Annotated in this window: 20 protein-coding genes and 1 tRNA gene; 17 read left to right on the forward strand and 4 right to left on the reverse strand. The window is 71.4% G+C overall.

All coding sequences use genetic code 11. The features are described 5' to 3' along the window. Positions 1-10: 10 nt before the first annotated feature. Positions 11-592, reverse strand: coding sequence for a TetR/AcrR family transcriptional regulator (locus IEY82_RS36865; protein WP_189128928.1), 582 nt, complete (start codon positions 590-592; stop codon positions 11-13). A gap of 97 nt (positions 593-689) precedes the next feature. Here IEY82_RS36865 and IEY82_RS36870 point away from each other — a divergent pair, with 97 nt between their 5' ends. Continuing rightward, positions 690-1532 (forward strand): SDR family NAD(P)-dependent oxidoreductase, encoded by an 843-nt coding sequence (locus tag IEY82_RS36870; protein WP_189128929.1) that lies wholly within the window; start codon positions 690-692, stop codon positions 1530-1532. Positions 1533-1727: 195 nt separating this feature from the next. Then, positions 1728-5342, forward strand: a complete 3615-nt coding sequence (locus IEY82_RS36875; protein WP_189128930.1) for a S8 family peptidase — start codon at positions 1728-1730, stop codon at positions 5340-5342. Positions 5343-5477: 135 nt separating this feature from the next. Here the strand turns inward: IEY82_RS36875 and IEY82_RS36880 are convergent, their stop codons facing one another. Both IEY82_RS36880 and IEY82_RS36885 read right to left on the reverse strand, forming a co-directional pair. Further along, on the reverse strand, positions 5478-6467 hold the full coding sequence (locus IEY82_RS36880) for a helix-turn-helix domain-containing protein (RefSeq protein ID WP_189128931.1): 990 nt from the start codon (positions 6465-6467) through the stop codon (positions 5478-5480). A 78-nt stretch (positions 6468-6545) separates the two neighbouring features. Continuing rightward, positions 6546-7040, reverse strand: a complete 495-nt coding sequence (locus IEY82_RS36885) for a 2-thiouracil desulfurase family protein (RefSeq protein WP_189128932.1) — start codon at positions 7038-7040, stop codon at positions 6546-6548. 105 nt (positions 7041-7145) lie between these two features. Here IEY82_RS36885 and IEY82_RS36890 point away from each other — a divergent pair, with 105 nt between their 5' ends. The 15 genes from IEY82_RS36890 to araA all read left to right on the forward strand — a co-directional run bounded on the left by IEY82_RS36890 (position 7146) and on the right by araA (position 20710). Continuing rightward, a complete protein-coding gene (locus IEY82_RS36890; protein ID WP_189128933.1) occupies positions 7146-7511 on the forward strand; it encodes a hypothetical protein in 366 nt (121 codons plus the stop codon). Beyond that, positions 7508-7888, forward strand: a complete 381-nt coding sequence (locus IEY82_RS36895) for a hypothetical protein (protein WP_189128934.1) — start codon at positions 7508-7510, stop codon at positions 7886-7888. The genes IEY82_RS36890 and IEY82_RS36895 overlap by 4 nt, the downstream gene beginning before the upstream one ends. Positions 7889-7919: 31 nt before the next feature. Then, positions 7920-8534, forward strand: a complete 615-nt coding sequence (locus tag IEY82_RS36900) for an SRPBCC family protein (RefSeq protein ID WP_189128935.1) — start codon at positions 7920-7922, stop codon at positions 8532-8534. A gap of 162 nt (positions 8535-8696) precedes the next feature. Beyond that, the gene (locus tag IEY82_RS36905) at positions 8697-8873 is read left to right on the forward strand and encodes a hypothetical protein (protein ID WP_189128936.1); all 177 of its coding nucleotides are present in this window, start codon (positions 8697-8699) and stop codon (positions 8871-8873) included. After that, entirely contained in the window at positions 8870-9703 is an 834-nt protein-coding gene (locus IEY82_RS36910; protein ID WP_189128937.1) for an alanyl-tRNA editing protein, read from the forward strand. The genes IEY82_RS36905 and IEY82_RS36910 overlap by 4 nt, the downstream gene beginning before the upstream one ends. 79 nt (positions 9704-9782) lie before the next feature. Next, positions 9783-9855 (forward strand) — tRNA-Ala (locus IEY82_RS36915). 277 nt (positions 9856-10132) lie between these two features. Further along, positions 10133-10915 (forward strand): calcium-binding protein, encoded by a 783-nt coding sequence (locus tag IEY82_RS40050; RefSeq protein ID WP_189128938.1) that lies wholly within the window; start codon positions 10133-10135, stop codon positions 10913-10915. Between the two features lie 225 nt (positions 10916-11140). Beyond that, entirely contained in the window at positions 11141-12124 is a 984-nt protein-coding gene (locus tag IEY82_RS36925; RefSeq protein ID WP_189128945.1) for a LacI family DNA-binding transcriptional regulator, read from the forward strand. A 69-nt stretch (positions 12125-12193) separates the two neighbouring features. Beyond that, entirely contained in the window at positions 12194-13180 is a 987-nt protein-coding gene (locus tag IEY82_RS36930; protein WP_225264247.1) for an ABC transporter substrate-binding protein, read from the forward strand. 3 nt (positions 13181-13183) lie between these two features. Continuing rightward, positions 13184-14779 carry a sugar ABC transporter ATP-binding protein gene (locus IEY82_RS36935; RefSeq protein ID WP_308016015.1) on the forward strand — a complete coding sequence of 532 codons (1596 nt, stop codon included), beginning with the start codon at positions 13184-13186 and terminating at the stop codon, positions 14777-14779. Next, entirely contained in the window at positions 14776-15789 is a 1014-nt protein-coding gene (locus tag IEY82_RS36940; RefSeq protein ID WP_189128939.1) for an ABC transporter permease, read from the forward strand. The genes IEY82_RS36935 and IEY82_RS36940 overlap by 4 nt, the downstream gene beginning before the upstream one ends. Further along, complete coding sequence (gene yjfF / locus IEY82_RS36945; RefSeq protein WP_189128940.1) at positions 15786-16778, forward strand: galactofuranose ABC transporter, permease protein YjfF; 993 nt, start codon at positions 15786-15788, stop codon at positions 16776-16778. Before IEY82_RS36940 ends, yjfF begins: the two co-directional genes overlap by 4 nt. Positions 16779-16842: 64 nt before the next feature. Beyond that, complete coding sequence (araB, locus tag IEY82_RS36950; protein WP_263648843.1) at positions 16843-18504, forward strand: ribulokinase; 1662 nt, start codon at positions 16843-16845, stop codon at positions 18502-18504. 68 nt (positions 18505-18572) lie between these two features. Further along, positions 18573-19259 carry an L-ribulose-5-phosphate 4-epimerase gene (locus IEY82_RS36955; protein ID WP_225264258.1) on the forward strand — a complete coding sequence of 229 codons (687 nt, stop codon included), beginning with the start codon at positions 18573-18575 and terminating at the stop codon, positions 19257-19259. Beyond that, positions 19256-20710: an L-arabinose isomerase gene (gene araA, locus IEY82_RS36960; protein WP_189128942.1), complete on the forward strand. Its 1455-nt coding sequence runs from the start codon at positions 19256-19258 to the stop codon at positions 20708-20710. Before IEY82_RS36955 ends, araA begins: the two co-directional genes overlap by 4 nt. Before the next feature lie 299 nt (positions 20711-21009). On the opposite strand, the gene IEY82_RS36965 is transcribed toward araA, so the two are convergent. Further along, a partial coding sequence (locus IEY82_RS36965; RefSeq protein ID WP_229697785.1) for an RNA-guided endonuclease InsQ/TnpB family protein occupies positions 21010-21357 on the reverse strand: 348 nt, incomplete at its 5' end.

Genomic DNA, 21357 nt, shown 5'->3' on the forward strand with positions numbered 1-21357 from the left:
GGAGGGTCCCTCAGCCGGCGGCTGGGGGACCCGCCTCCGTCAGGGCGGTCACCACGCGGGCGACCAGCTCGCGGGTCTCCTCGAAGCCGGCCGCGGCCAGCGCGGGAGTGCCGGCGAGCGAGCGCATCACGCCGAGGCCGAGCAGCAGCGCGCCGACCATCTCGGCCCGCAGGGCGGGATCGTCGCCGCCCATGCGCTCGGTGAAGTCCTTCAGGTAGCCCTCGCAGAGCTCCTGGCGCAGCCGGTCGCGTACGGCGGCGCGGCCCGAGGAACGCAGCATCACCAGGAGCGGATGCTCGCCGTCGAACTGCTCCCAGTCGGCGAAGACCACGTCGTGCAGCAGGGTGGCGGCCAGGTCGGTGAGCGGTCGCCCGGGCGCCGGCCCGGCGGGCAGCTCGGTGCGCACCGCTTCGGCGTAGAGCCGGTCCTTGGACTCGAAGTAGCGGAACACCAGGGCGGGGTCCACGCCCACGTCGCCGGCGATCTCGCGCACTCCGGTGCCGTCGTAGCCCTGGCGGGCGAACCTGAGGCGCGCGGCGTCGAGAAGGGCCGCGCGGGTGGCCGCCTTGTCACGGCGTTTGGGTCGCTGCATGAAGTCAGCATAAGTCATCAGTTGTTGACTTAGCCTGCCGGGGCACCTAGAGTCTCCTTGTCATCGACCGATGACTTATTGACTCGGAGGCTCCTGCATGCGTACGTATGTGATCACCGGCGGTACTGACGGGATGGGCAAAGGGCTGGGCCTGCACTTCCTGGAGCGCGGCGACCGGGTGATCGCCGTCGCCAGCGGGAAGCCGAAGGGCAGGGCCTTCCTCGCCGAGGCGGAGGCGCTCGGCGCGGGCGAGCGCGCGGTGTTCCTGCGGGCCGACCTGAGCACCGTGGCGGGCATGCGGCGGGTGGTCGAGGAGGTGACGGCGACCACGGAGGCGGTGGACGGGCTCGTCTTCGGGGCGCAGCGCTTCCGGCCCGTCCGCGAGGAGACCGCCGACGGGCTCGAGTTCACCTTCGCGCTCAGCTACCTCAGCCGGGTCGTCATCGGCGAAGGACTGATGGAACGCCTGGAGCGCGCGGACGCGCCCGTCATCATGAGCCTCGCCGGGTCCGGCGGCCTCCCCGGCCAGATCTTCTGGGACGACCTCCAACTGCGCGAGGGCTACAAGGGGATGCGCGCGTCGATGCAGTCCTCCCGCTGTCTCGACCTGCTGGGGGCCGGCTTTCCCATCCGCCACCCCGGAGCCCGGACGAGGTACGTCCTCTACAACCCGGGGTTCGTGAACACCGGCATGGCCGACCCGCTCCGCCAGCCGATGCGCTCCCTGACCAAGGTGCTCGCCAGGTTCTTCGCCATGCCCGTGAGCAAGGCGATCGTGCCCATCGCGCGGCTCCTCGACCACCCGCCCGAGGCCGCCGCCACGGCGTTCATGCGCGGAAAGCCGCTCCCGCTGACCGGCAGCGCCTTCGCCCCGGCCGCCGCGGACCGGCTCCACCGGGTCACCGCCGACCTGCTGGCCGGCCTGCCCGCCACGCGATGACCGCGACCGGTGCCGCTCCGTGGCCGGCGACGGAGCGGGTGCTCCCGCGCCACGCGTGATCGGGCGCTTTGGCTGTCATGTTCGCGACATGTCGCTGTTTGCCCACGCGAAAATCCCCTATGAGCAGGCGTGATCCTCCATCGTCTTGGACGACTGAAGTTTGGGGCCAGCCCCCACCGACAGATCGGTTCGTTCATGCGATGGATCCCCCGCCTCGCCGCCATCGGCGCGGGCCTGGCGATGATTGCCGTACCGGTGCCCGCGCACGCCGCGGCGCCCGAGCCAGCGGCCGGCTCAGACCCGCACCGGGTGACGCTGATCACCGGTGACGTGGTGACGGTTCAGGAGTTCGCGGGCGGCAAGCGAGCGGCGACCGTGCGGCCCGGCAAGGGCCGCGAGAACATCAGGTTCTTCACCAGGGAAGAGAACGGCGACCTGGTGATCACCCCCGCCGACATGGTCCCCTACCTCTCCCGGGGCCTCATGGACGAGCGGCTGTTCGCGGTCAGTGACCTGATCGAGCAGGGCTACGACGACGAGAGCAGCGACGTCCTGCCGCTGATCCTGGCCTACAAGGAGAGCAGGCAGGCCGTCACGCTGAAGAGCGTCAACGCGCGCACGCTGCGGGCGGACAAGGACGCGCTGCCCGTGCTCTGGGCCGCCGAGCGCGCGGGAGGCGAGCCACGGCTGCGCGACGGGCTGGCCAAGATCTGGCTCGACGGAAAGGTCACCGCGTCGCTGGAGCACAGCGTCCCGCAGGTGGGCGCGCCACAGGCCTGGCAGGACGGGTACGACGGCAAGGGGGTGAAGGTCGCCGTCCTCGACACTGGGATCGACGAGACCCACCCCGACGTCGCGACCAAGGTCACCCAGGCCCGCAACTTCACCGACGACCCCTCGGCCAAGGACGAGCACGGCCACGGCACCCACGTCGCCGCCACCGTGGCGGGCACCGGCGAGGCGTCCGGCGGGCTGCGCAAGGGCGTCGCGCCCGGCGCCGAGCTGATCAACGGCAAGGTGCTGAACGCCGAGGGCAGCGGCACCGAGTCGCAGGTGCTCGCCGGCATGGAGTGGGCCGCCAGGGAGAGCGGGGCCGACATCGTCAACATGAGCCTCGGCGGCGGCCCCACCGACGGCACCGACCCGCTCAGCACGGCGGTGGACGTCCTGACCGAGGAGACCGGCAGCCTGTTCGTCATCGCCGCGGGCAACCAGGGCGGCGACTACACGGTGGGCGCGCCGGGAGCCGCCGCCTCCGCGCTGACCGTCGGCGCGGTCGACGCGAACGACGCGCTGGCCCCCTTCTCCAGCCGCGGCCCGCGTCTGGACGAGGCGCTCAAGCCGGACATCACCGCCCCAGGCGTGAGCATCACCGCCGCACGGGCCGCGGGCACCGGGCTGGGCACGCCCGTCGACGACCGGTACACGAAGCTGTCCGGCACGTCGATGGCCACGCCGCACGTGGCGGGCGCGGCGGCGGTGCTGGCCCAGCGCCATCCGGAGTGGAAGCCCGGGCAGCTCAAGGACGCCCTGGTGTCCACGGCGAAGACCGTCGCGGGCCAGACGCCGTACGAGCAGGGCGGCGGCCGCCTGGACGTGGCGCGCGCCGTCCGGCAGGGCGTCACGGCCACCGCGTCGCTCAGCATGGGCGTGCACGACGAGGGCGGAACCGGCACCCCCGGCGGCACCGTCACCTACACCAACACCGGCCAGGAGCCCGTCTCGCTGACCGTCGCCGCCACCCTGACCAACTTGGACGGCGCCGCCCCCGGCGAGGGGGCGGTGAAGCTGTCGGCGACGACCGTCACCGTGGACGCCGGGGCGAGCGCGGCCGTCGAGACCACCGTGGACCTGGCCAGGCTCGCGCACGGCAGGCACGTCGGATACGTCACCGCCACCACGGCGGACGGCTCGGTGGCCGCGCACACCACGCTCGCGCTGACCCGGCGCGGCAGGATGCACACGGTGCGCTTCACCGGCGTCGACCGGGACGGCAGCCCCGCCCGCGTGCCGCTGATCACCATGTACGGCGCCGCCGCCAGGGACGACGCCTTGGGCCACATCCTGCACGAGCACGAGGGCTGGACGGTGGAGCTGCCGGAGGGCACCTACCACATGCAGGCGATCATGAATGAGTCGAAGGAAGAGCTGCCCGTCGGGGCCTTCATCGTCAACCCCGAGCTGCCGGTCACGTCGGACATGGAGGTCGTGCTCGACGCGAGGACCGCCGTGCCCATCGAGATCAGGACCTCTCAGGAGGTGATGCAGGACGGCATCTCCACCTTCTTCACCCATCGCACGTACGGCTCCCGCGAGATCAGCCTGAGCGCGATGAACTACCCCTCGATGGAGACGCTCGCGGTCACCCCCACCGCGCCGGTGCGGAACGGCACCTTCGAGTTCTCCTCGCGCTGGCAGCTGGCCGCGCCCCGGGTGACCGCCCGGCTGGGCCGCGATCCGCTGGTGGTCCGCCCCACGATCAGGTCGCCGGAGATCGCCGGCAGCAAGCGCCTGCCGCTGGTCCACGGCGGCACCGGCGACATGACCGGGCTGGACGTCAAGGGCAAGGCGGTGGTCATCACCAGCGAGGCGTTCGACGACTGGACGGACAAGCTGGCGGGCATCGCCGCGGCCGGCGCGGCGGTGGTGTTCGTGGTCGGGCCCGACGGCGAGGTCATGTGGCAGCCGTGGTCGCCGGTGGGCGAGCGCGACCCGCTGCCCACGATGATGGTCACGCACGACCGCGGCCAGGCGCTGCTGGCCAGCGCCCGCACCGGCCGTGCCGTGCTCGACGTGACCGGCCAGTTCGCGACGCCCTACCTGTACGAGGTCATGCAGGTCTCCTCCGGCCAGGTGCCCCAGCGGATCGTGCACGAGGTCAACTGGCGCAACACCGCCCGGGTCGACACGGGCTACCAGGAGTCCGGCGGCGGCTCGTACGGCAAGGACCAGCGGTACGGCTGGCGGCCGTGGCAGACCTACGACCTGGCCCTGCAGATGGAGACCCAGCGCGTGATGCGCACCCCGCTGAACAGGGCCGAGTACGTCAGTTCGGGTGACACCCAGTGGCAGCACGTGGTCCAGCACACGCTCACCTGGGAGTCGATGAACCAGCTGCGCGGCGGCCTGACCGACCGGCCCAGGACGTACCGCGCGGGCGAGATCGTCAAGGAGCGCTGGTTCGCCCCCGTCGTACGCCCGGCCGCTCTGGCCGCCACCCGCACGGGTGACGTCCTGTCGGTGCGGGTGCCCGAGTTCGTCGACGCCGACGGCCATTACGGCCACGCGGGCGGGAGCAACGACGAGGACACCACCGCGGCCCGGGTCTACCGCGACGGTGAGCTGCTGGAGGAGCGGACAGGCCTGTGGGCCGACCTCGCCGCCGTGCCGGAGGACGCCGAGTACCGCCTGGAGCTGTCCACGACCCGGACCTCGCAGGAGTGGCGGTACGCCACGGCCACCGAGAGCTCCTGGACGTTCAGGTCCGCCAGGCCGGCGGGCACGCAGCCGCTGCCGCTGCTCGGCGTGGACTACGACGTGCCCGCCGATCTGGAAGGGAAGGTGCGCCGCACGCTGCCGGTCGCGCTGGGCTTCACCGCGAGGGACGCGAAGAAGCTGACCGCGGAGATGTCCTACGACGACGGCAGGACCTGGAAGAAGCTGACGCTCCTGCCTCTGGGGCAGGGCCGGCACAAGGCGGTGGTCTCCCACCGTAAGACCGACACCGGGGTGTCCCTGCGGGTCACCGCGACCGGCGCCTCGGGCCAGCGGTTCGCGCAGACCGTCACCCGGGCGTACGGGGTCGAGTAGCGGGCCGGGGGCCGTGCTCAGGATGAAACAGCCCCTCCGCCCCTCTCCCGGGCGGCGGAGGGGCGGAGGGGTGGCGTCCGAGTGGATGACCGTGGCGAGGCTCGCCCACTCCGCCGGCCCCCAGGCAGCGCGACGCTACAACCAGCGCTCGCGGGCCGCATGCCAGGCGAGTTGCATCCTGGTCTGCGCGCCCGCGAGCCGCATCAGGTGGTAGACGCGGCGCTGCACCGTACGCAGGCTGAGCCCGAGCTGGCTGGCGATCGACTTCTCCGGCACCCCGGCGACCAGCAGCGAGAGCAGGTAGAGCTCGTCGGCGTCCAGCGGGCAGCCGGGCGTGGTGTCGATGACCTGCCCGTCCTCCAGGAACCTGATCGGCGTGGCCCGCTCCCACTGGGCCTCGAACAACGCGATCAGCGCCTCCAGCAGGCTGCTCCCACGCACCAGCGCGGCCGTCGGCTCGGTCGTCCGGCCGGCGTACTGCACCAGCGGCAGCAGCGCGATGGACCGGTCGGCGATCATCATCCGCACGGGCAGCGACCGCACGGCCCGCGCCTGTTCGCCCAGCTTGATGCCGAACGCCACGTTGGCCACCATCCCGGGCTCCTCCAGCAGGGCCCGCTCGTAGATGACCCGGTAGGTCACCCCGCGGCCGAGCGCCTCAAGCTCCTCGGTGTTGTCCGTGGACGGCATCACCACGTGCCCGGCCCGGCAGAAGTACATGACCTCCTCGCGGGCGCTGTCCTGCAGATGGCGGACCTGTTCGCGCAGCGCGGCCCCGCTGGGCAGCACCTCGATCAGCCGGTCGGCGTCCCTGCGGCGCAGGCTGGCGCGGTATTCCTCGGCGAGCTGGTCGACCGCCTGCCGCGCCCAGTCGATCGTCTCCTGCTGCCGCGCCAGCCGCGGCCCGAGAGCCACCTCCGGCGCCACGGGCGCGAACCTGCGGCCCCCACTGCCCGCGACCTCACGGACGAGCTCCATGCCCACCATGGACGCCAGCGCGGTGGCCGCGGCCTCCGGGGTGATGCCCAGTTCCTCGGCCAGCCCGGTCAGATCCGCCTCACCGGCCCGCACCAGTAACCGGTAGGCCCGCTCCTCCACCTCGTCCAGCCCGGCGACCTTCAGCATTCCCCCATGATGGCATGTGCCAAAAAGCGGATAAATGCTGCACATAACGGCACATATGGCGCCGGTCCGGTGCGCCGGCTACGGCTCCAGTGCGCGCAGGTAGGCCGCGGCCTCGTCGAGCTGGTCCTCGGTGAACACGCGGACGCCGTGGCGCTCCAGCAGGGCGGTGGTGACGCCCTGGCCGGGCACGCGCCGTCCACTGAACGTGCCGTCGTAGACGGCCAGCGCGCCGCACGAGGGGCTGCCCTCCTTCAGCACCGCGAGCCGGACCCCGTCCGCCCGGGCGGCGTCGAGCGCGGCCCGCGCCCCCGCGAGGAACTGCGCCGTGACGTCGGACCCGTCGGCGGTCAGCACGCGGGCGTCGCCCGCGAGCACCGCCGCGCCACCGAGACCGCGCTCGATCTCCGCGGCCGGCCGCGGGACCGCCAGGCCGCCTTCCACCTCCGGGCAGAACGGCACCAGCCGGCCCTCGCGCCGCCAGGCGGCCAGCACGGCGTCGGCGCTGGCCTTGGCGCCGCCGTCGTAGCGCACCCGCCGGCCCATCAGGCACGCGCTGACGAGGATCCTCTCCACCCTTCGATCCTACGAGCGCGGCCGCCCACGACGACGCCGGCGGCCGGTGCCGCGCGGGGCCGGACGGAATCGAGGGCGGGCCGGCCGGGCGATAGCCTTTCCACGATGAACACCACCGTTGCGACGATCGTCATCGCCGGGTCCCTGCTGCTCGCGCTGTCGAGCCTGATCGTGGCGATCCGAAACCGGCCCATGGGCATGGTCCTGCTCATCGGCTTCGCCGTGCTCGAGGTGGCCGTGCTGGTGCAGGCGGGCATCGTGATCGCGGCCGTCGTGGGCGGTGAGGGCGCGCACGTCCCGAAGGGCACGCTGTACGGCTACCTCGTCGGCCAGGCCGTCATCCCGCCCGCCGGGGTGTTCCTGGCGCTGGCCGAGCGGAGCCGCTGGGGCTCAGGGATCCTCGTCGTGGCCGGATTCGCGATCGCGGTCATGACCGGGCGGCTGCTCCAGGTCTGGCAGGGCGCCGCGTGACCCCCACCTCACTCGGCACCGGCCCCGGCCGCGCGCTGATCGCCCTCTACGGGCTGTTCGCCCTGGCCGCCGGTGCGCGGGCCACCGTGCAGATCCTCACCCGGTTCGACGAGGCGCCGCTGGCCTACTCGCTGTCCGCGTTCGCCGCGCTGGTCTACCTGCTGCTCACCGTCGCCCTGATACGGGGCGCGCGCCGGCTCGCGCTCGTGGCGCTCGGCATCGAGCTGGCGGGCGTCCTGGTCATCGGCACGGCCAGCGTGCTCGATCCGGCGGCTTTTCCGGAGGCCACCGTCTGGTCGGTCTACGGCAAGGGTTACCTGTTCATCCCCCTGGTGCTGCCCCTGGTGGGCCTCTACTGGCTGCTGCGCCGACGTTAACGGCACGAACGCCGGGGCAGGGGCGGACGTCATGAGCAGCATCGAACACGCCGTAGACGTCAATGTCCCCGTACGGGTCGCCTACAACCAGTGGACCCAGTTCGAGAGCTTCCCCGAGTTCATGGAGGGAGTCGAGTCCGTCAAACAGATCACCGACACGCGTACGCACTGGATCAGTGAGATCGCCGGTGTGAGGCGCGAGTTCGACGCGGAGATCACGGAGCAGCACCCCGACGAGCGCGTCGCCTGGCAGTCGGTCGACAAGCCCCGGCAGGCCGGAGTGGTGACCTTCCACCGGCTCGACGGCGACACCACCCGGGTCACGCTCCAGATGGAGTACGACCCCGAGGGCTTCGTCGAGACCGTCGGCGACTGGCTCCAGGTCGTCCGGCTCCGGATCAGGAACGACATGGAACGCTTCAAGTCGTTCATCGAGTCGCGCGGCGGCGAGACCGGCGCGTGGCGCGGCGACGTGCCCGGCCCGCACCAGCAGGGTTCCGGCTACGACGCGGGTGACCAGCCCGTGCCCCCCGGCACGGTGGGCGGCGCCGACTACCCGCCGACCGCCCCCGGTTCCACGCTCCCGCCTCCCGGGCCGTTCCCCACGCGCGACCAGCCGCCCCAGGGGCCGCGTCCCGTCCTGTGAGCAGCCCTTCCCGCAAAGCCCCCGATATCGGGGGCTTTGTCATGTAAGCAGAAGCTAAGGCAGGTTTTGGGGCTGTTAGTATGGCGATTCATCCCATGACTTGATGAATGGAGGATTGCCCCGGATGAGTGTGCTCGCCGGAGCGTCCCGAAACCGGGCCGCGTGATCGCGGGCAGCGGGCCGCTCCTCGTGGGCGTGCTGCACGAGGCCGCCGGCGGCTGGTCACTCCCGTACCTGCTGATCTTCGCCGTCCTCGGCGCGCAACTGCTCGCCGGCCTGTACGCGGGCCGCGACCGCTACCTCGAGGACGAGCTCGCACCTGCCAGACTGGCCGGATGAAGTCGACCATCGTCACCTTCCCGGACGGCTGGATCAGCGGGCGCTCTGAGATCGTCGGGGCCGTGCCGGCGGGGGTGCGGCACGGCCTCGTCGTAGCCGAGACCCCGTTCCACCCGCTCGACCACACCTGGCCCGACCAGCCCGCCGACCGCGGCACCATCGGCGGTCTCCCGGTCGTCGACTGCGTCACGGGAGCCTGGTCGGCCGGCAGCCTCCACCTGGGCGAGGACATCCCGGCGCGGCGTGGAGCCGAGGGCTGGCAGTGGCTCGTCGTGCACGTGACCGACACCCCGCTGCCCGTCGGCGCGACCGTCGAACTGGAGGTGGACGCGGGCCACCGGGCCGCCCTGTCGGCCGGCCACACCGCCTGCCACCTGGCCGCCCTCGCGCTCAACCACGCCCTCGCCGGCCGCTGGCGCAAGGAGGTGGCGCTCGACGGGCTCGGCCGTCCCGACTTCGACCAGGCGGCGATCACCTCCTCGCGGATCTCGCCCAACGGCAGCGTGGACGTCTACCGGCTCGGCAAGTCGCTGCGCAAGAAGGGTTTCTCGGCCGAGGGCCTCGACCTGGCCCTCGACGAGATCGCCGGCGAGGCCAACGACCGGCTCAAGGCCTGGGTGGCGGCCGACGCGCCGGTCCGGCTCGACGTGCCGGGGCCCGAGCTGACCGCTCGCCGCACCTGGCACTGCTCGCTGCCCGAGGGGGCTGCGTCGATCCCGTGCGGCGGCACCCACGTCACGCGCACCTCCGAGCTGGGCGCCGTCACGATCTCCCTCTCGCTCGACGACGCGGCGCTGACCATGCGCACCACCGCCACGCCCCCTGCCTGACGGCCGTCCAAGACGTATGGCGGGCGGCCTGGTGTGGCACGGGTGCGGCGGGATTCCGATACACTTGGCGGCGGATCAAGGGGCTATGGCGCAGTTGGTAGCGCGCCTCCATGGCATGGAGGAGGTCTGGGGTTCGAATCCCCATAGCTCCACCCGATCGAGCCGCCCCCTGCCTGTGGATCCACAGGCAGGGGGCGGTTTTCGCATGTAGGGGCGCCTGCCCGTCGCAGGGCGCCCGTGGTGTCGCTCGCTCCGGCGCAGCAAGGGGTAACACGTGGTGCGGGCGGCGGGCGCGGGCCGGGGCGCTAGGGATAACCCCTGCCCGGCACCCGTGTTGCCGCGCCGAGCGCGCGCCTACCGTCCGAATGGTTGGAGCACATCCCGAGGAGCGCTTCTCCGGGGCGAGCGAGCGTTCACAGGAGGACAACCATGAAGGGAAGGCTTCTGGCCCGTGCGCTGGTCGCGGTGGCGGCCGTCACCCTGGCCGGAGCACAGGCTCTGCCCGCGGCGGCCGGCACCGCGTTCGCCGACGCCGGCACCTGCACCCGCGTCGGCGCCGAGCTCAGGTACACCGCCGAGCCCGGCATCGACAACGACGTCATCATCAGGTTCGGTCCCGGCAACGCCACCATCGTCATCGAGGACCAGGGCGGCAACGTCGTCGCGGGCGCCGGATGCACGGCCGCCGGCGACAACGCGTTCGCCCCCGCCGGCGCGGTCGCGCGAATCCGCGTGACCACCCTCAACGGCGACGACAGCGTGCGCGTGAACGTCGTCCGGCCGTCGACGCTGCGTGGCGGCGACGGCGAGGACGCGCTGTTCGGCGGCCCGCAGGCCGACAACATCGGGGGCGGCAACGGTGAGGACGACCTGCGCGGCCTGGGGGGCGACGACGTCCTGTCCGGCGGGGCGGCCGACGACGTCATCCGGGGCGGCGACGGCAACGACACGGCGAACGGCAACGGCGGCAACGACGACCTGCGCGGCGGCAACGGCGACGACGAGCTCAACGGCGGCGCCGGTGACGACGAACTGAACGGCGGCGCCGGCAACGACGAGCTCAACGGCGGCGCGGGCGTCGACGAACTGGCCGGCAAGGCGGGCAACGACGAGCTGAACGGCAACGGCGGCAACGACGAACTGAACGGCGGCGCCAACACCGACGACTGCAGTGGCGGCCCCGGCACCGACACCGTGGTCAACTGCGAATGACCCGTACGAGACGGGGGTCGTCCACATCGGTTCGCGACGGCGGCCAGGCTCTCCGGCCTGGTCGCCGCTGTCATTGCGCGACCGGCAGCCGAGGGCTGCCACGTGCGTGTAACACGACCGTGATCTGGCCATGCCTTGACGAGACCCGTTGTTAACGTTCACAGTCTTGCCAGAGCCGAAAAAGGAGTTCCTGTGGGATCGATCCGGGATCGCCGGCCGCCCGTCATGGCCGACGTCGCCAAAGAGGCGGGCGTGTCCCACCAGACGGTCTCCCGGGTGCTCAACGAGCATCCCAACGTGCGCGGCGAGACCCGCGCCCGGGTGCTGGAGGCGATCGAGAAGCTCGGCTACCGCCGCAATCTGGTCGCCCGCGCGCTCGTCACCAAGCACTCCAGGACTCTCGGCGTGGTCAGCTTCGACACCACCCTGTACGGCCCGGCCAGCACGGTCTACGGCATCGAGCGGGCGGCCAGGGCCGCGGGCTACTTCGTCAGCATCGTCAGCCTGAAGTCCATCGACCGCTCCGGGGTCCGCGACGCCCTCGACTACCTGGCCGACCAGGCCGTCGACGGCATCGTGGTGGTCGCGCCACAGCGCTCGGCCGCCGAGGCGCTGGCCGATCTGCCGGTCGGCGTGCCCACGGTCGCGGTCGAGGGCGGCGAGGCCGGCGACGTGTCCGTGGTGTGCGTGGACCAGGTCGAGGGAGGCAGGCTGGCCACCCGGCACCTGCTCTCCCTGGGGCACGAGACGGTGTGGCACGTCCGCGGACCGTCCGACTGGCTGGAGGCGGAGGGGCGCGTGGCCGGCTGGCGGGCCGCGCTGGCGCTGGAGGGCCGCGAGGCCCCGGAGCCACTCGCCGGAGACTGGAGTCCCCGCTCGGGTTACGAGGCGGGGCGCAGCCTGGCGAGCATGAGGGACGTCACCGCGGTCTTCGTCGCCAACGACCAGATGGCGCTCGGAGTGCTGCGGGCGTTCACCGAGCGGGGGGTGAGGGTGCCCGACCAGGTGAGCGTCGTCGGTTTCGACGACATTCCGGAGTCGGAGTTCTTCTCGCCGCCGCTCACGACCATCAGGCAGGACTTCGGCGCCGTGGGCAGGCACAGCATCGAGGTCCTGCTCCGGCAGATCGAGGGGCAGGGGCCTTGGGCGCGCGAGCGTCTGGTGGTGCCGCCCTCGTTCGTCTCCCGGGCCAGTACGGCCCGGCCCTAGCCGGGCGCGGCAGCGGGGATGCCGGCACGGCGCTTATGTTAGCGCTCACATGAGGAAGGAACCCCCCACGTGTTGAACAGGATCTCGACGCTGGTGCTCGCCGGGCTCACCGCTCTGGCGATGGCCGGCTGCGGCAGCGGCAGCGGCACCGACAGCGCCGCTACGAGCGGCGGCGACGACTCGATCACCATGGGCTTCTCGCAGGTCGGCGCGGAGAGCGGCTGGCGGACCGCCAACACCAAGTCGGTGCAGGAGGCGGCCAAGGAGGCCGGGATCACGCTGAAGTTCTCCGACGCCCAGCAGAAGCAGGAGAACCAGATCAAGGCGATCCGCTCCTACATCCAGCAGAAGGTGGACGTGATCGCCTTCTCGCCGGTCGTGGAGTCGGGCTGGGAGCCCGTGCTGAAGGAGGCCCAGAACGCGAAGATCCCGGTCATCCTCACCGACCGGGCCGTGGACTCCAAGGACACCACGCTCTACAAGACCTTCCTCGGCTCCGACTTCGTCGAGGAGGGCCGCAAGGCGGGGCAGTGGCTGGTGGAGGAGTACAAGTCGAGCACCGACCCGGTGAACATCGTCGAGTTGCAGGGCACCACCGGCTCGGCGCCGGCCAACGACCGCAAGGCCGGCTTCCAGGAGGTCATCGGCGGCGAGGCAAAGTTCAAGATCATCGCTTCGCAGACCGGTGACTTCACCAGGGCCAAGGGCAAGGAGGTCATGGAGGCCTTCCTGAAGTCCAACCCCGACATCGACGTCCTCTACGCGCACAACGACGACATGGGCCTGGGCGCGATCGAGGCCATCGAGGGCGCGGGCAAGGTGCCCGGCAAGGACATCAAGATCATCACTGTCGACGCCGTCAAGGACGGGATGCAGGCGCTCGCCGACGGGAAGATCAACTTCATCGTCGAGTGCTCCCCGCTGCTCGGCCCGCAGCTCATGGACCTGGCCAAGAAGGTCGTCAAGAATGAGAGCATCCCGGCCCGCGTGGTGACGGAGGAGACGACGTTCACGCAGGAGCAGGCCAAGACCGCGCTGCCCGACCGCAAGTACTGACCGATGACCGGGCCGGCCCCCGGGGCCGGCCCGGTGCCGCGCGAGCGGCCCTGCCCGGGCGGGGCCGTCGACAGAGAGGGGGCCGTCGAGATGGCCGCACTCGCGCCGATCCTGCGGATGAGCGGGATCGGCAAGCAGTTCCCCGGAGTCAAGGCGCTCGACGGCGTGGACCTGCGGCTGCTGCCGGGCGAGGTGCACGCGCTGATGGGCGAGAACGGCGCCGGCAAGTCCACCCTGATCAAGGTGCTGACCGGCGTGCATCCCGTCGACGCGGGCGAAATCGAGCTGGCCGGCCAGGCGGTGGCCTTCGGCAGCCCGCTGGAGGCCCAGGCAGCCGGCATCAGCACGGTCTACCAGGAGGTCAACCTCTGCGCCAACCTGTCGGTGGCCGAGAACATCTTCATCGGCCGCGAGCCCCGCCGGTGGGGCCGCATCGACTGGCGCCGGATGCGGGTCCGGGCCGCCGACCTGCTCGACCGGCTGGAGCTCGATCTCGACGTCTCCGCGCCGCTGTCCACCTACTCCCTGGCCATCCAGCAGATGGTCGCCATCGCCCGCGCGATCGACATCGAGGCCCGGGTGCTGATCCTCGACGAGCCGACGTCGAGCCTCGACGCGGGCGAGGTCGAGCAGTTGTTCCGGGTGATGCGCGCTCTCAAGGAGCAGGGGATCGCGATCCTCTTCGTGTCCCACTTTCTCGACCAGATCTACGAAATTTCGGATCGTATGACGATCCTTCGGAACGGGCGGCTCGTCGGCGAACACCTCACCAGCGAGCTCAGCCAGGTCGAGCTGGTCGCCAAGATGATCGGCCAGGAGCTGGCCGATCTGGAGAAGCTGCACGGCGAGGCCAAGGTGTTCGACCGGCCGTTGGTCGAGGCGCGCGGGCTGGGCCGCACCGGCGCCATCGAGCCGTTCACGCTCACCGTCCACGAGGGCGAGGTCGTGGGCCTGGCCGGGCTGCTCGGCTCCGGCCGTACCGAGATCGCGCGGTTGCTGTTCGGCGCCGACCACGCGAGCACCGGGGAGATCGCGGTCGGCGGCGTGCCCGTGTCGCTGCGCACGCCGCGCGCGGCGATGACCCACCGGATCGCGTTCTGCTCCGAGAACCGCAAGTCCGACGGGCTGATCCCCGACCTCACGGTCAGGGAGAACATCATCCTGGCCCTGCAGGCCACCCGAGGCTGGACCAGGCCGGTCCCGCGCGAGCAGCAGGACGAGCTGGTCGGCCGCTACATCAAGGCGCTGAAGATCAACCCGGCCAACCCCGAGCATCTGGTGCGCGACCTCAGCGGCGGCAACCAGCAGAAGGTCGTGCTGGCCAGGTGGCTCATCCTGGAGCCCCGGCTGCTCATCCTCGACGAGCCGACCCGGGGCATCGACGTCGGCGCCAAGGCCGAGATCCAGCGCCTGGTCGCGCGGCTGTCCGACGGCGGCATGGCGGTGCTGTTCATCTCCGCCGAGCTGGAGGAGGTGCTGCGGCTCAGCCACCGCGTCGGCGTGCTGCGCGACCGCAGGCTGGTGGCCCAGTTACCCAACGACGCGACCCTGACCAACGACGTGCTGCTGGAGACCATCGCGAGCGGAGGGCCGGCATGAGAAGGCTGCTGTGGCCGCTGGTCGTCCTGGCCCTGCTCCTCGTGGTGAACGTGATCTTCACTCCCACCTTCTTCTCGATCCAGATGCGCGAGGGCCACCTGTACGGCAGCCTGATCGACATCCTGCGGTTCGGGGCCCCGCTGATCCTGGTGTCGCTCGGGATGACGCTGGTCATCGCGACCGGCGGCATCGACCTGTCGGTGGGCTCCGTGGTGGCGATCTCCGGCGCGCTGGCCTGCCTGCAGATCAGCCAGGACGCGGGCGTCCTCACCGCCGTCGTGCTGGCGCTCGGCCTGTCGGTGCTGCTCGGGGCGTGGAACGGGTTCCTGGTCGCGGCGGTCGGCATCCAGCCGATCATCGCCACGCTGATCCTGATGGTCGCCGGACGGGGCCTGGCGCAGCTGATCACCGACGGCCAGATCATCACCGTCAACGACCCGGCCTACAAGCTCATCGGCGGCGGCTACTGGCTGACCGTGCCGTTCGGCATCCTGCTGGTGCTCGCCGTGCTGGCGGTCACCGTGTTCCTCACCCGCAGGCTGGCCCTCGGCATGCTGATCGAGTCGGTCGGCGGCAACGCCGAGGCGAGCCGGCTGGCGGGCATCCGCTCGCGCGGGATCGTCATCATGGTCTACGCCTTCGCCGCCCTCTGCGCGGGCATCGCCGGCCTCATGATCAGCTCGAACGTCTCCAGCGCCGACGGCAACAACGCCGGGCTCTGGATCGAGCTGGACGCGATCCTGGCGGTGGTGATCGGCGGCACCTCGCTGGCCGGCGGGCGGTTCTCGCTCGGCGGCACCGTGCTCGGCGCGCTGATCATCCAGACGCTGACCACGACGATCTACTCGGTGGGCGTGCCACCCGAGACGACGCTGCTGTTCAAGGCGCTCGTGGTGACCGCGGTCTGCCTCATCCAGTCCCCGGCCTTCCGCGACAAGGTGTTCCGCCGTCGCGGCCGGCCGCCCACGCCGCGACCGGCGGCCGAGGAGAAGGTGCGGGTGACGGCATGACCACGGAGACCCTCACGCACGGCCGGCGGCTCGCCGTCCCGGCCAAGTACGTGCCCATCCTGGTGACGGCCTGCCTGTTCGCGGCGATGTTCGTGGCCGGCGGCGTCCGCTACGAGGGGTTCGCCAGCGGGCAGGTGATCCTCAACGTCTTCATCGACAACGCGTTCCTGCTGGTCGTCGCGGTCGGCATGACGTTCGTGATCCTCACCGGCGGCATCGACCTGTCGGTGGGCTCGGTGGTCGCGCTGTCCACGATGATCTCGGCCAGCCTGATGGCCGGGCCGGGCTGGCCGCCGTACCTGGTGATCCCGCTGGTGCTGCTCATCGGGTCGGGCCTGGGGCTGGTGATGGGCTACATCGTGCACGCCTTCGACATCCAGCCGTTCATCGTGACCCTGGCCGGGATGTTCCTGGCGCGGGGGCTCTGCTACACGATCGGCACCGACTCGATCCCGATCGAGGACCCGACCTTCACCGCGTTCGCGCAGACCAGGATCGACCTGTTCGCCGACCTGTGGATCTCGCCGAGCGTGCTGATCGCGGCGGTCGTCGTGCTGGGGGCGGCGTACGTGCTGCACTACACGCGGCTGGGCCGCGGTGTCTACGCGACGGGCGGCAGCGAGCAGTCGGCGCTGCTGATGGGCCTGCCCGTGGGCCGGACGAAGATCACGGTCTACACGATCAGCGGGTTCTGCTCGGCGCTCGGCGGGGTGCTGCTGTCGTTCTACATGCTCTCGGGCTACGGGTTGCACGCCGTGGGCATGGAGCTCGACGCGATCGCGGCGGTCGTCATCGGCGGCACGCTGCTGACCGGTGGCTCCGGCTTTTTGTTCGGCACCGTGCTCGGGGTGCTCGTGCTGGGACTGATCCAGACGATCATCAGTTTCGAGGGAACGCTCAGCTCCTGGTGGACCAAGATCTTCATCGGTCTGCTGTTGTTCGTCTTCATCCTGTTGCAGCGTCTGTTCTCGGCGCGGCGCCGTAACTGATCTTCCGTACGGCGGAGCCGTACCAAGTCTGGGAGAGTGTGTGAACGCTAACACGGACAGTTATCTGATCGGCGTCGACTTCGGGACCCTGTCGGGGCGGGCCGTCGTGGTGCGCGCCTCCGACGGCGCCGAGGCCGGCACGGCGGTGCACGAGTTCGCCCATCGCGTGATCGAGGACCGGCTGCCCGGCGGCGGGGTGCGGCTGGGGCCCGACTGGGCGCTGCAGTCGCCGCTCGACTGGCTCGACGTGCTGCGCACCGCCGTGCCGGAGGCGGTGGCGGCGGCCGGGGTCGACCCGGCCCGGGTGATCGGGATCGGCACCGACTTCACCGCCTGCACCGTGCTGCCGGTCCGGGCCGACGGCACGCCGCTCTGCTTCGAGACGCCCGAGCGCCCGCACGCCTGGCCGAAGCTGTGGAAGCACCACGCCGCGCAGGCGCACGCCGACCGGATCAACGCGCTGGCGGCCGAGCGGGGTGAGCCCTGGCTGGCCAGGTACGGCGGGAAGATCTCCGCGGAGTGGGAGTTCGCCAAGGGCCTGCAGGTGCTGGAGGAGGACCCCGAGGTCTACGCCCGGGCGGAGCGGTGGATCGAGGCGGCCGACTGGATCATCTGGCAGCTCACCGGGGTGGAGACCCGCAACGTCTGCACCGCCGGATACAAAGGGATTTTTCAGGACGGGTCCTATCCGTCGGCGGACTTCCTCGCCGGGCTGAATCCCGATTTTTCGGGATTCATCGATAAATTGGGGCGCGAGCTGTCCCCTCTCGGTGGCCTGGCCGGGCGGCTGACCGCCGAGGCCGCCGGATGGACCAAGCTGCCCGAGGGCATCGCGGTCGCCGTCGGCAACGTCGACGCGCACGTCACCTCGGCCGCCGCCGACGCGGTCCGGCCGGGTCAGATGGTCGCCATCATGGGCACCTCCACCTGCCACGTGATGTCCTCCGACCGGCTGGCCGAGGTGCCCGGCATGTGCGGCGTCGTACGCGACGGGATCGTGCCCGGCCTGTGGGGCTACGAGGCCGGGCAGTCGGGGGTGGGTGACATCTTCGCCTGGTTCGTCGACACCTGCGTGCCCGCCTCCTACCTCCGCCGGGCCGACGAACGCGGCCTGACCGTGCACGACCTGCTCGCCGAGCTGGCCGCCGCGCAGCCGGTCGGCGCGCACGGCCTGGTCGCGCTCGACTGGCACAACGGCAACCGCTCGGTGCTGGTCGACCACGACCTGTCCGGCGTGATCGTCGGACAGACGCTCGCCACCCGGCCCGAGGACATCTATCGAGCGCTCGTCGAGGCCACCGCCTTCGGCGCCCGGCTGATCGTCGAGACGTTCGAGGCGGCGGGGGTGCCCGTGGCGGAGTTCGTCGTGGCCGGCGGGCTGCTGAAGAACCCGTTCCTCATGCAGGTGTACGCCGACGTGCTGCGCCGCCCGCTGTCGGTGATCGGCTCCGAGCAGGGTCCGGCGCTCGGCTCGGCCATCCACGCGGCGGTCGCCGCCGGGGCCCACGCCGACATCCAGCGGGCCGCGGCCGCCATGGGCCGGCGGCGCGAGGACGTCTACCTGCCCGACGAGCGCCGGGCCGGCGTCTACGACCTGCTCTACGCCGCGTACCGCGCGCTGCACGACCACTTCGGCGACGGACGGGTGCTGCACGCGCTGCGCGCCATCAGGAACGAGGCTCGACGCGCCCCGGCGGCCCAGGCACTCGACGGAGCCCGCCCATGAGCGCGTACGAGATCGACGCCGGACGGAGCGCGGCCCCGAGCACGAGTGGGAGCGAGGCTGGACGGAGCCTGAGTGGGAGCGACCTGGAGGCCGGAAGGGCCGCGGCCGTGCGGAGGATCGTGAGTGACCTGCACGCCGAGCTGGTGCGCAACCGGCTCGTCGCCTGGACCGCCGGGAACGTCTCCGGCCGGATCCCCGGCGCGGACCTGTTCGTGATCAAGCCCTCCGGCGTCTCCTACGACGAGCTGACCCCGGAGACCATGGTCGTCTGCGACCTCGACGGCAACCTGGTCGAGGGCGAGCACCGGCCGTCCAGCGACACCGCCGCGCACGCGTACGTCTACCGCGCCATGCCCGAGGTGGGCGGCGTCGTGCACACCCACTCGACCTACGCCTCCGCGTGGGCCGCCCGGGGCGAGGCCATCCCGTGCGTGCTGACCGCGATGGCCGACGAGTTCGGCGGCGAGATCCCGGTGGGGCCGTTCGCGCTGATCGGCGACGACTCCATCGGCCAGGGGATCGTGGCCACGCTCAGCGGCCACCGCTCGCCGGCCGTGCTGATGCGCAGCCACGGCGTGTTCACGATCGGCGCGGACCCGCGCGCCGCCGTGAAGGCCGCCGTGATGTGCGAGGACGTCGCCCGTACCGTGCACGTCGCCAGGCAGCTCGGCGAGCCGCTGCCCATCGCCCCGGACGACGTCGACCGCCTGTACGACCGCTACCAGAACGTCTACGGACAGAGGAGCCCGCGTTGAACATCTGGTTTCTGACCGGCAGCCAGGGGCTGTACGGCGAGGACACGCTGTGCCAGGTCGCCGAGCAGTCGCGGCGGATCGCCGAGGCGCTGCCGATGCCCGTGGCGTGGCGGCCCGTGCTCACCGACGCGGCCTCGATCAGGCGGATCATGCTGGAGGCGAACGCCGACGACTCGTGCGCCGGGGTGATCGCCTGGATGCACACGTTCTCGCCGGCCAAGATGTGGATCGCCGGGCTCGACGCGCTGCGCAAGCCGCTGCTGCACCTGCACACGCAGGCCAACGTGGAGCTGCCGTGGAGCACCATCGACATGGACTTCATGAACCTCAACCAGGCCGCCCACGGCGACCGCGAGTTCGGCCACATCCAGACCCGGCTGGGCGTCGCCCGCAAGACCGTCGCGGGCCACGTCAGCGACCCGTACGTGGCCGAGCGCATCCTGGCCTGGGCGCGGGCGGCCTCCGGGCTGGCCGAGGTGCGCACCCTGAAGCTGGCGCGGTTCGGCGACAACATGCGCGACGTGGCCGTCACCGAGGGCGACAAGGTGGAGGCCCAGCTGCGTTTCGGCGTCTCGGTCAACACCTACGGCGTCAACGAGCTGGTCGAGGTCGTCGACGCCGCCTCCGACGCCGAGGTGAACGCGCTGGTCAAGGAGTACGACGAGCGCTACCGGGTGGCGCCCGAACTGCTCGGCGAGCGGCGCGAGTCCCTGCGTTACGCGGCCCGGATCGAGCTCGGCCTGCGCCACTTCCTGGAGCGCGGCGGGTTCGGGGCGTTCACCACGAACTTCGAGGACCTCGGCGGCCTGCGCCAGCTGCCCGGCCTGGCCGTGCAGCGGCTGATGGCCGACGGCTACGGCTTCGGCGGCGAGGGCGACTGGAAGACGGCGGTGCTGCTGCGCACGATCAAGTCGATGGCGCCGGGCGGCACCTCGTTCATGGAGGACTACACCTACCACCTGACCCCGGGCGAGGAGCTCATCCTCGGCGCGCACATGCTGGAGGTCTGCCCCTCGATCGCCGGCGCCGTCCCGGCCTGCGAGATCCACCCGCTCGGCATCGGCGGCAGGGAGGACCCGGTGCGGCTGGTGTTCGACGCGGCGCCCGGCCCCGGGATCGTGGTGGGGCTGGCCGACCTCGGCGACCGGTTCCGGCTGGTGGCCAACGAGATCGACCTCGTCAAGCCGCCCAGGCCGCTGCCCGCGCTGCCCGTGGCCCGCGCCGTCTGGCGGCCCCGTCCCGGCCTGCGCACCAGCACCGAGGCATGGCTGACCGCCGGCGCCCCTCACCACACCGTGCTGTCCACCGCCGTCGGCACCGAGGAGCTCACCGACCTGGCCGACATGCTCGGCGTCGAGCTGCTGGTGATCGACGCCGACACCACCGTCCGGCAGTTCGCCAGGGAGCTGCGCTGGAACCAGGCCTACTACCGCCTCGCCCAGGGCTTCTAGGGATCTCCTGCCCGAGGCGCGACCTGACCTTCCAGACATCCCGGCGACCGGCCGCCCGCCGGCGTCGAGTTCGAGGATCGGCGCCCGCTCGTGTGGTGCGGTGCAGGACACGCTTGCCTGTCGCCAACTCCCAGTGTTGGGAGATGTTGGGAGTTGGCCGGGAGCCGGATGGCACACGGTTCCCGATCTGGAGGAGCGAGACAGGTGCTTCAGTGGGATGTGATCCGTCAGCTTCTCAGCCCTGAAGGGACTGAGCTTGCAGCTCCTGGCCGTCGGTGGTTTCGACGGTCTGGTCCGCGTCAGGCAGCGTGACTCACTGCCCAGCCCGTCTCACCGCGTGCGGCGATGTTGCGGGCTGCGTTGACGTCGGCGTGCTCAGCGAAGCCGCACGACGTACAGGCGAAGGTTTCCTGGTCGGGCCGGTTGTTCTTGGCCACGTGCCCGCAGGCCGAGCAGGCCTGCGAGGTGTAGGCCGGGTCCACCCAGACCAGGGCGACACCGGCGCGGGCCGCCTTGCAGGCGATGAAGTGGCCGAGCTGGTGAAAACTCCATGAATGCAGCGTGACCCGCTGGGGCTTGCGGAGCCGTACCCGGTCGCGGATCCCCTGGAGATCTTCCAGGGCGATGCCTCGCCCGGTGCGTGCAGC

This window comes from Nonomuraea cavernae (assembly GCF_014646355.1).
Lineage (GTDB): Bacteria > Actinomycetota > Actinomycetes > Streptosporangiales > Streptosporangiaceae > Nonomuraea > Nonomuraea cavernae.

Coding starts and splice junctions, on each gene's coding strand:
- IEY82_RS36900 (WP_189128935.1), top strand. CDS start 7,920: ATGAGCAGCATCGAACACGCCGTAGACGTCAATGTCCCCGTACGGGTC.
- IEY82_RS40050 (WP_189128938.1), top strand. CDS start 10,133: ATGAAGGGAAGGCTTCTGGCCCGTGCGCTGGTCGCGGTGGCGGCCGTC.
- IEY82_RS36890 (WP_189128933.1), top strand. CDS start 7,146: ATGAACACCACCGTTGCGACGATCGTCATCGCCGGGTCCCTGCTGCTC.
- IEY82_RS36935 (WP_308016015.1), top strand. CDS start 13,184: ATGACCGGGCCGGCCCCCGGGGCCGGCCCGGTGCCGCGCGAGCGGCCC.
- IEY82_RS36875 (WP_189128930.1), top strand. CDS start 1,728: ATGCGATGGATCCCCCGCCTCGCCGCCATCGGCGCGGGCCTGGCGATG.
- IEY82_RS36925 (WP_189128945.1), top strand. CDS start 11,141: ATGGCCGACGTCGCCAAAGAGGCGGGCGTGTCCCACCAGACGGTCTCC.
- IEY82_RS36870 (WP_189128929.1), top strand. CDS start 690: ATGCGTACGTATGTGATCACCGGCGGTACTGACGGGATGGGCAAAGGG.
- IEY82_RS36940 (WP_189128939.1), top strand. CDS start 14,776: ATGAGAAGGCTGCTGTGGCCGCTGGTCGTCCTGGCCCTGCTCCTCGTG.
- IEY82_RS36910 (WP_189128937.1), top strand. CDS start 8,870: ATGAAGTCGACCATCGTCACCTTCCCGGACGGCTGGATCAGCGGGCGC.
- yjfF (WP_189128940.1), top strand. CDS start 15,786: ATGACCACGGAGACCCTCACGCACGGCCGGCGGCTCGCCGTCCCGGCC.
- IEY82_RS36865 (WP_189128928.1), bottom strand. CDS start 592: ATGCAGCGACCCAAACGCCGTGACAAGGCGGCCACCCGCGCGGCCCTT.
- IEY82_RS36880 (WP_189128931.1), bottom strand. CDS start 6,467: ATGCTGAAGGTCGCCGGGCTGGACGAGGTGGAGGAGCGGGCCTACCGG.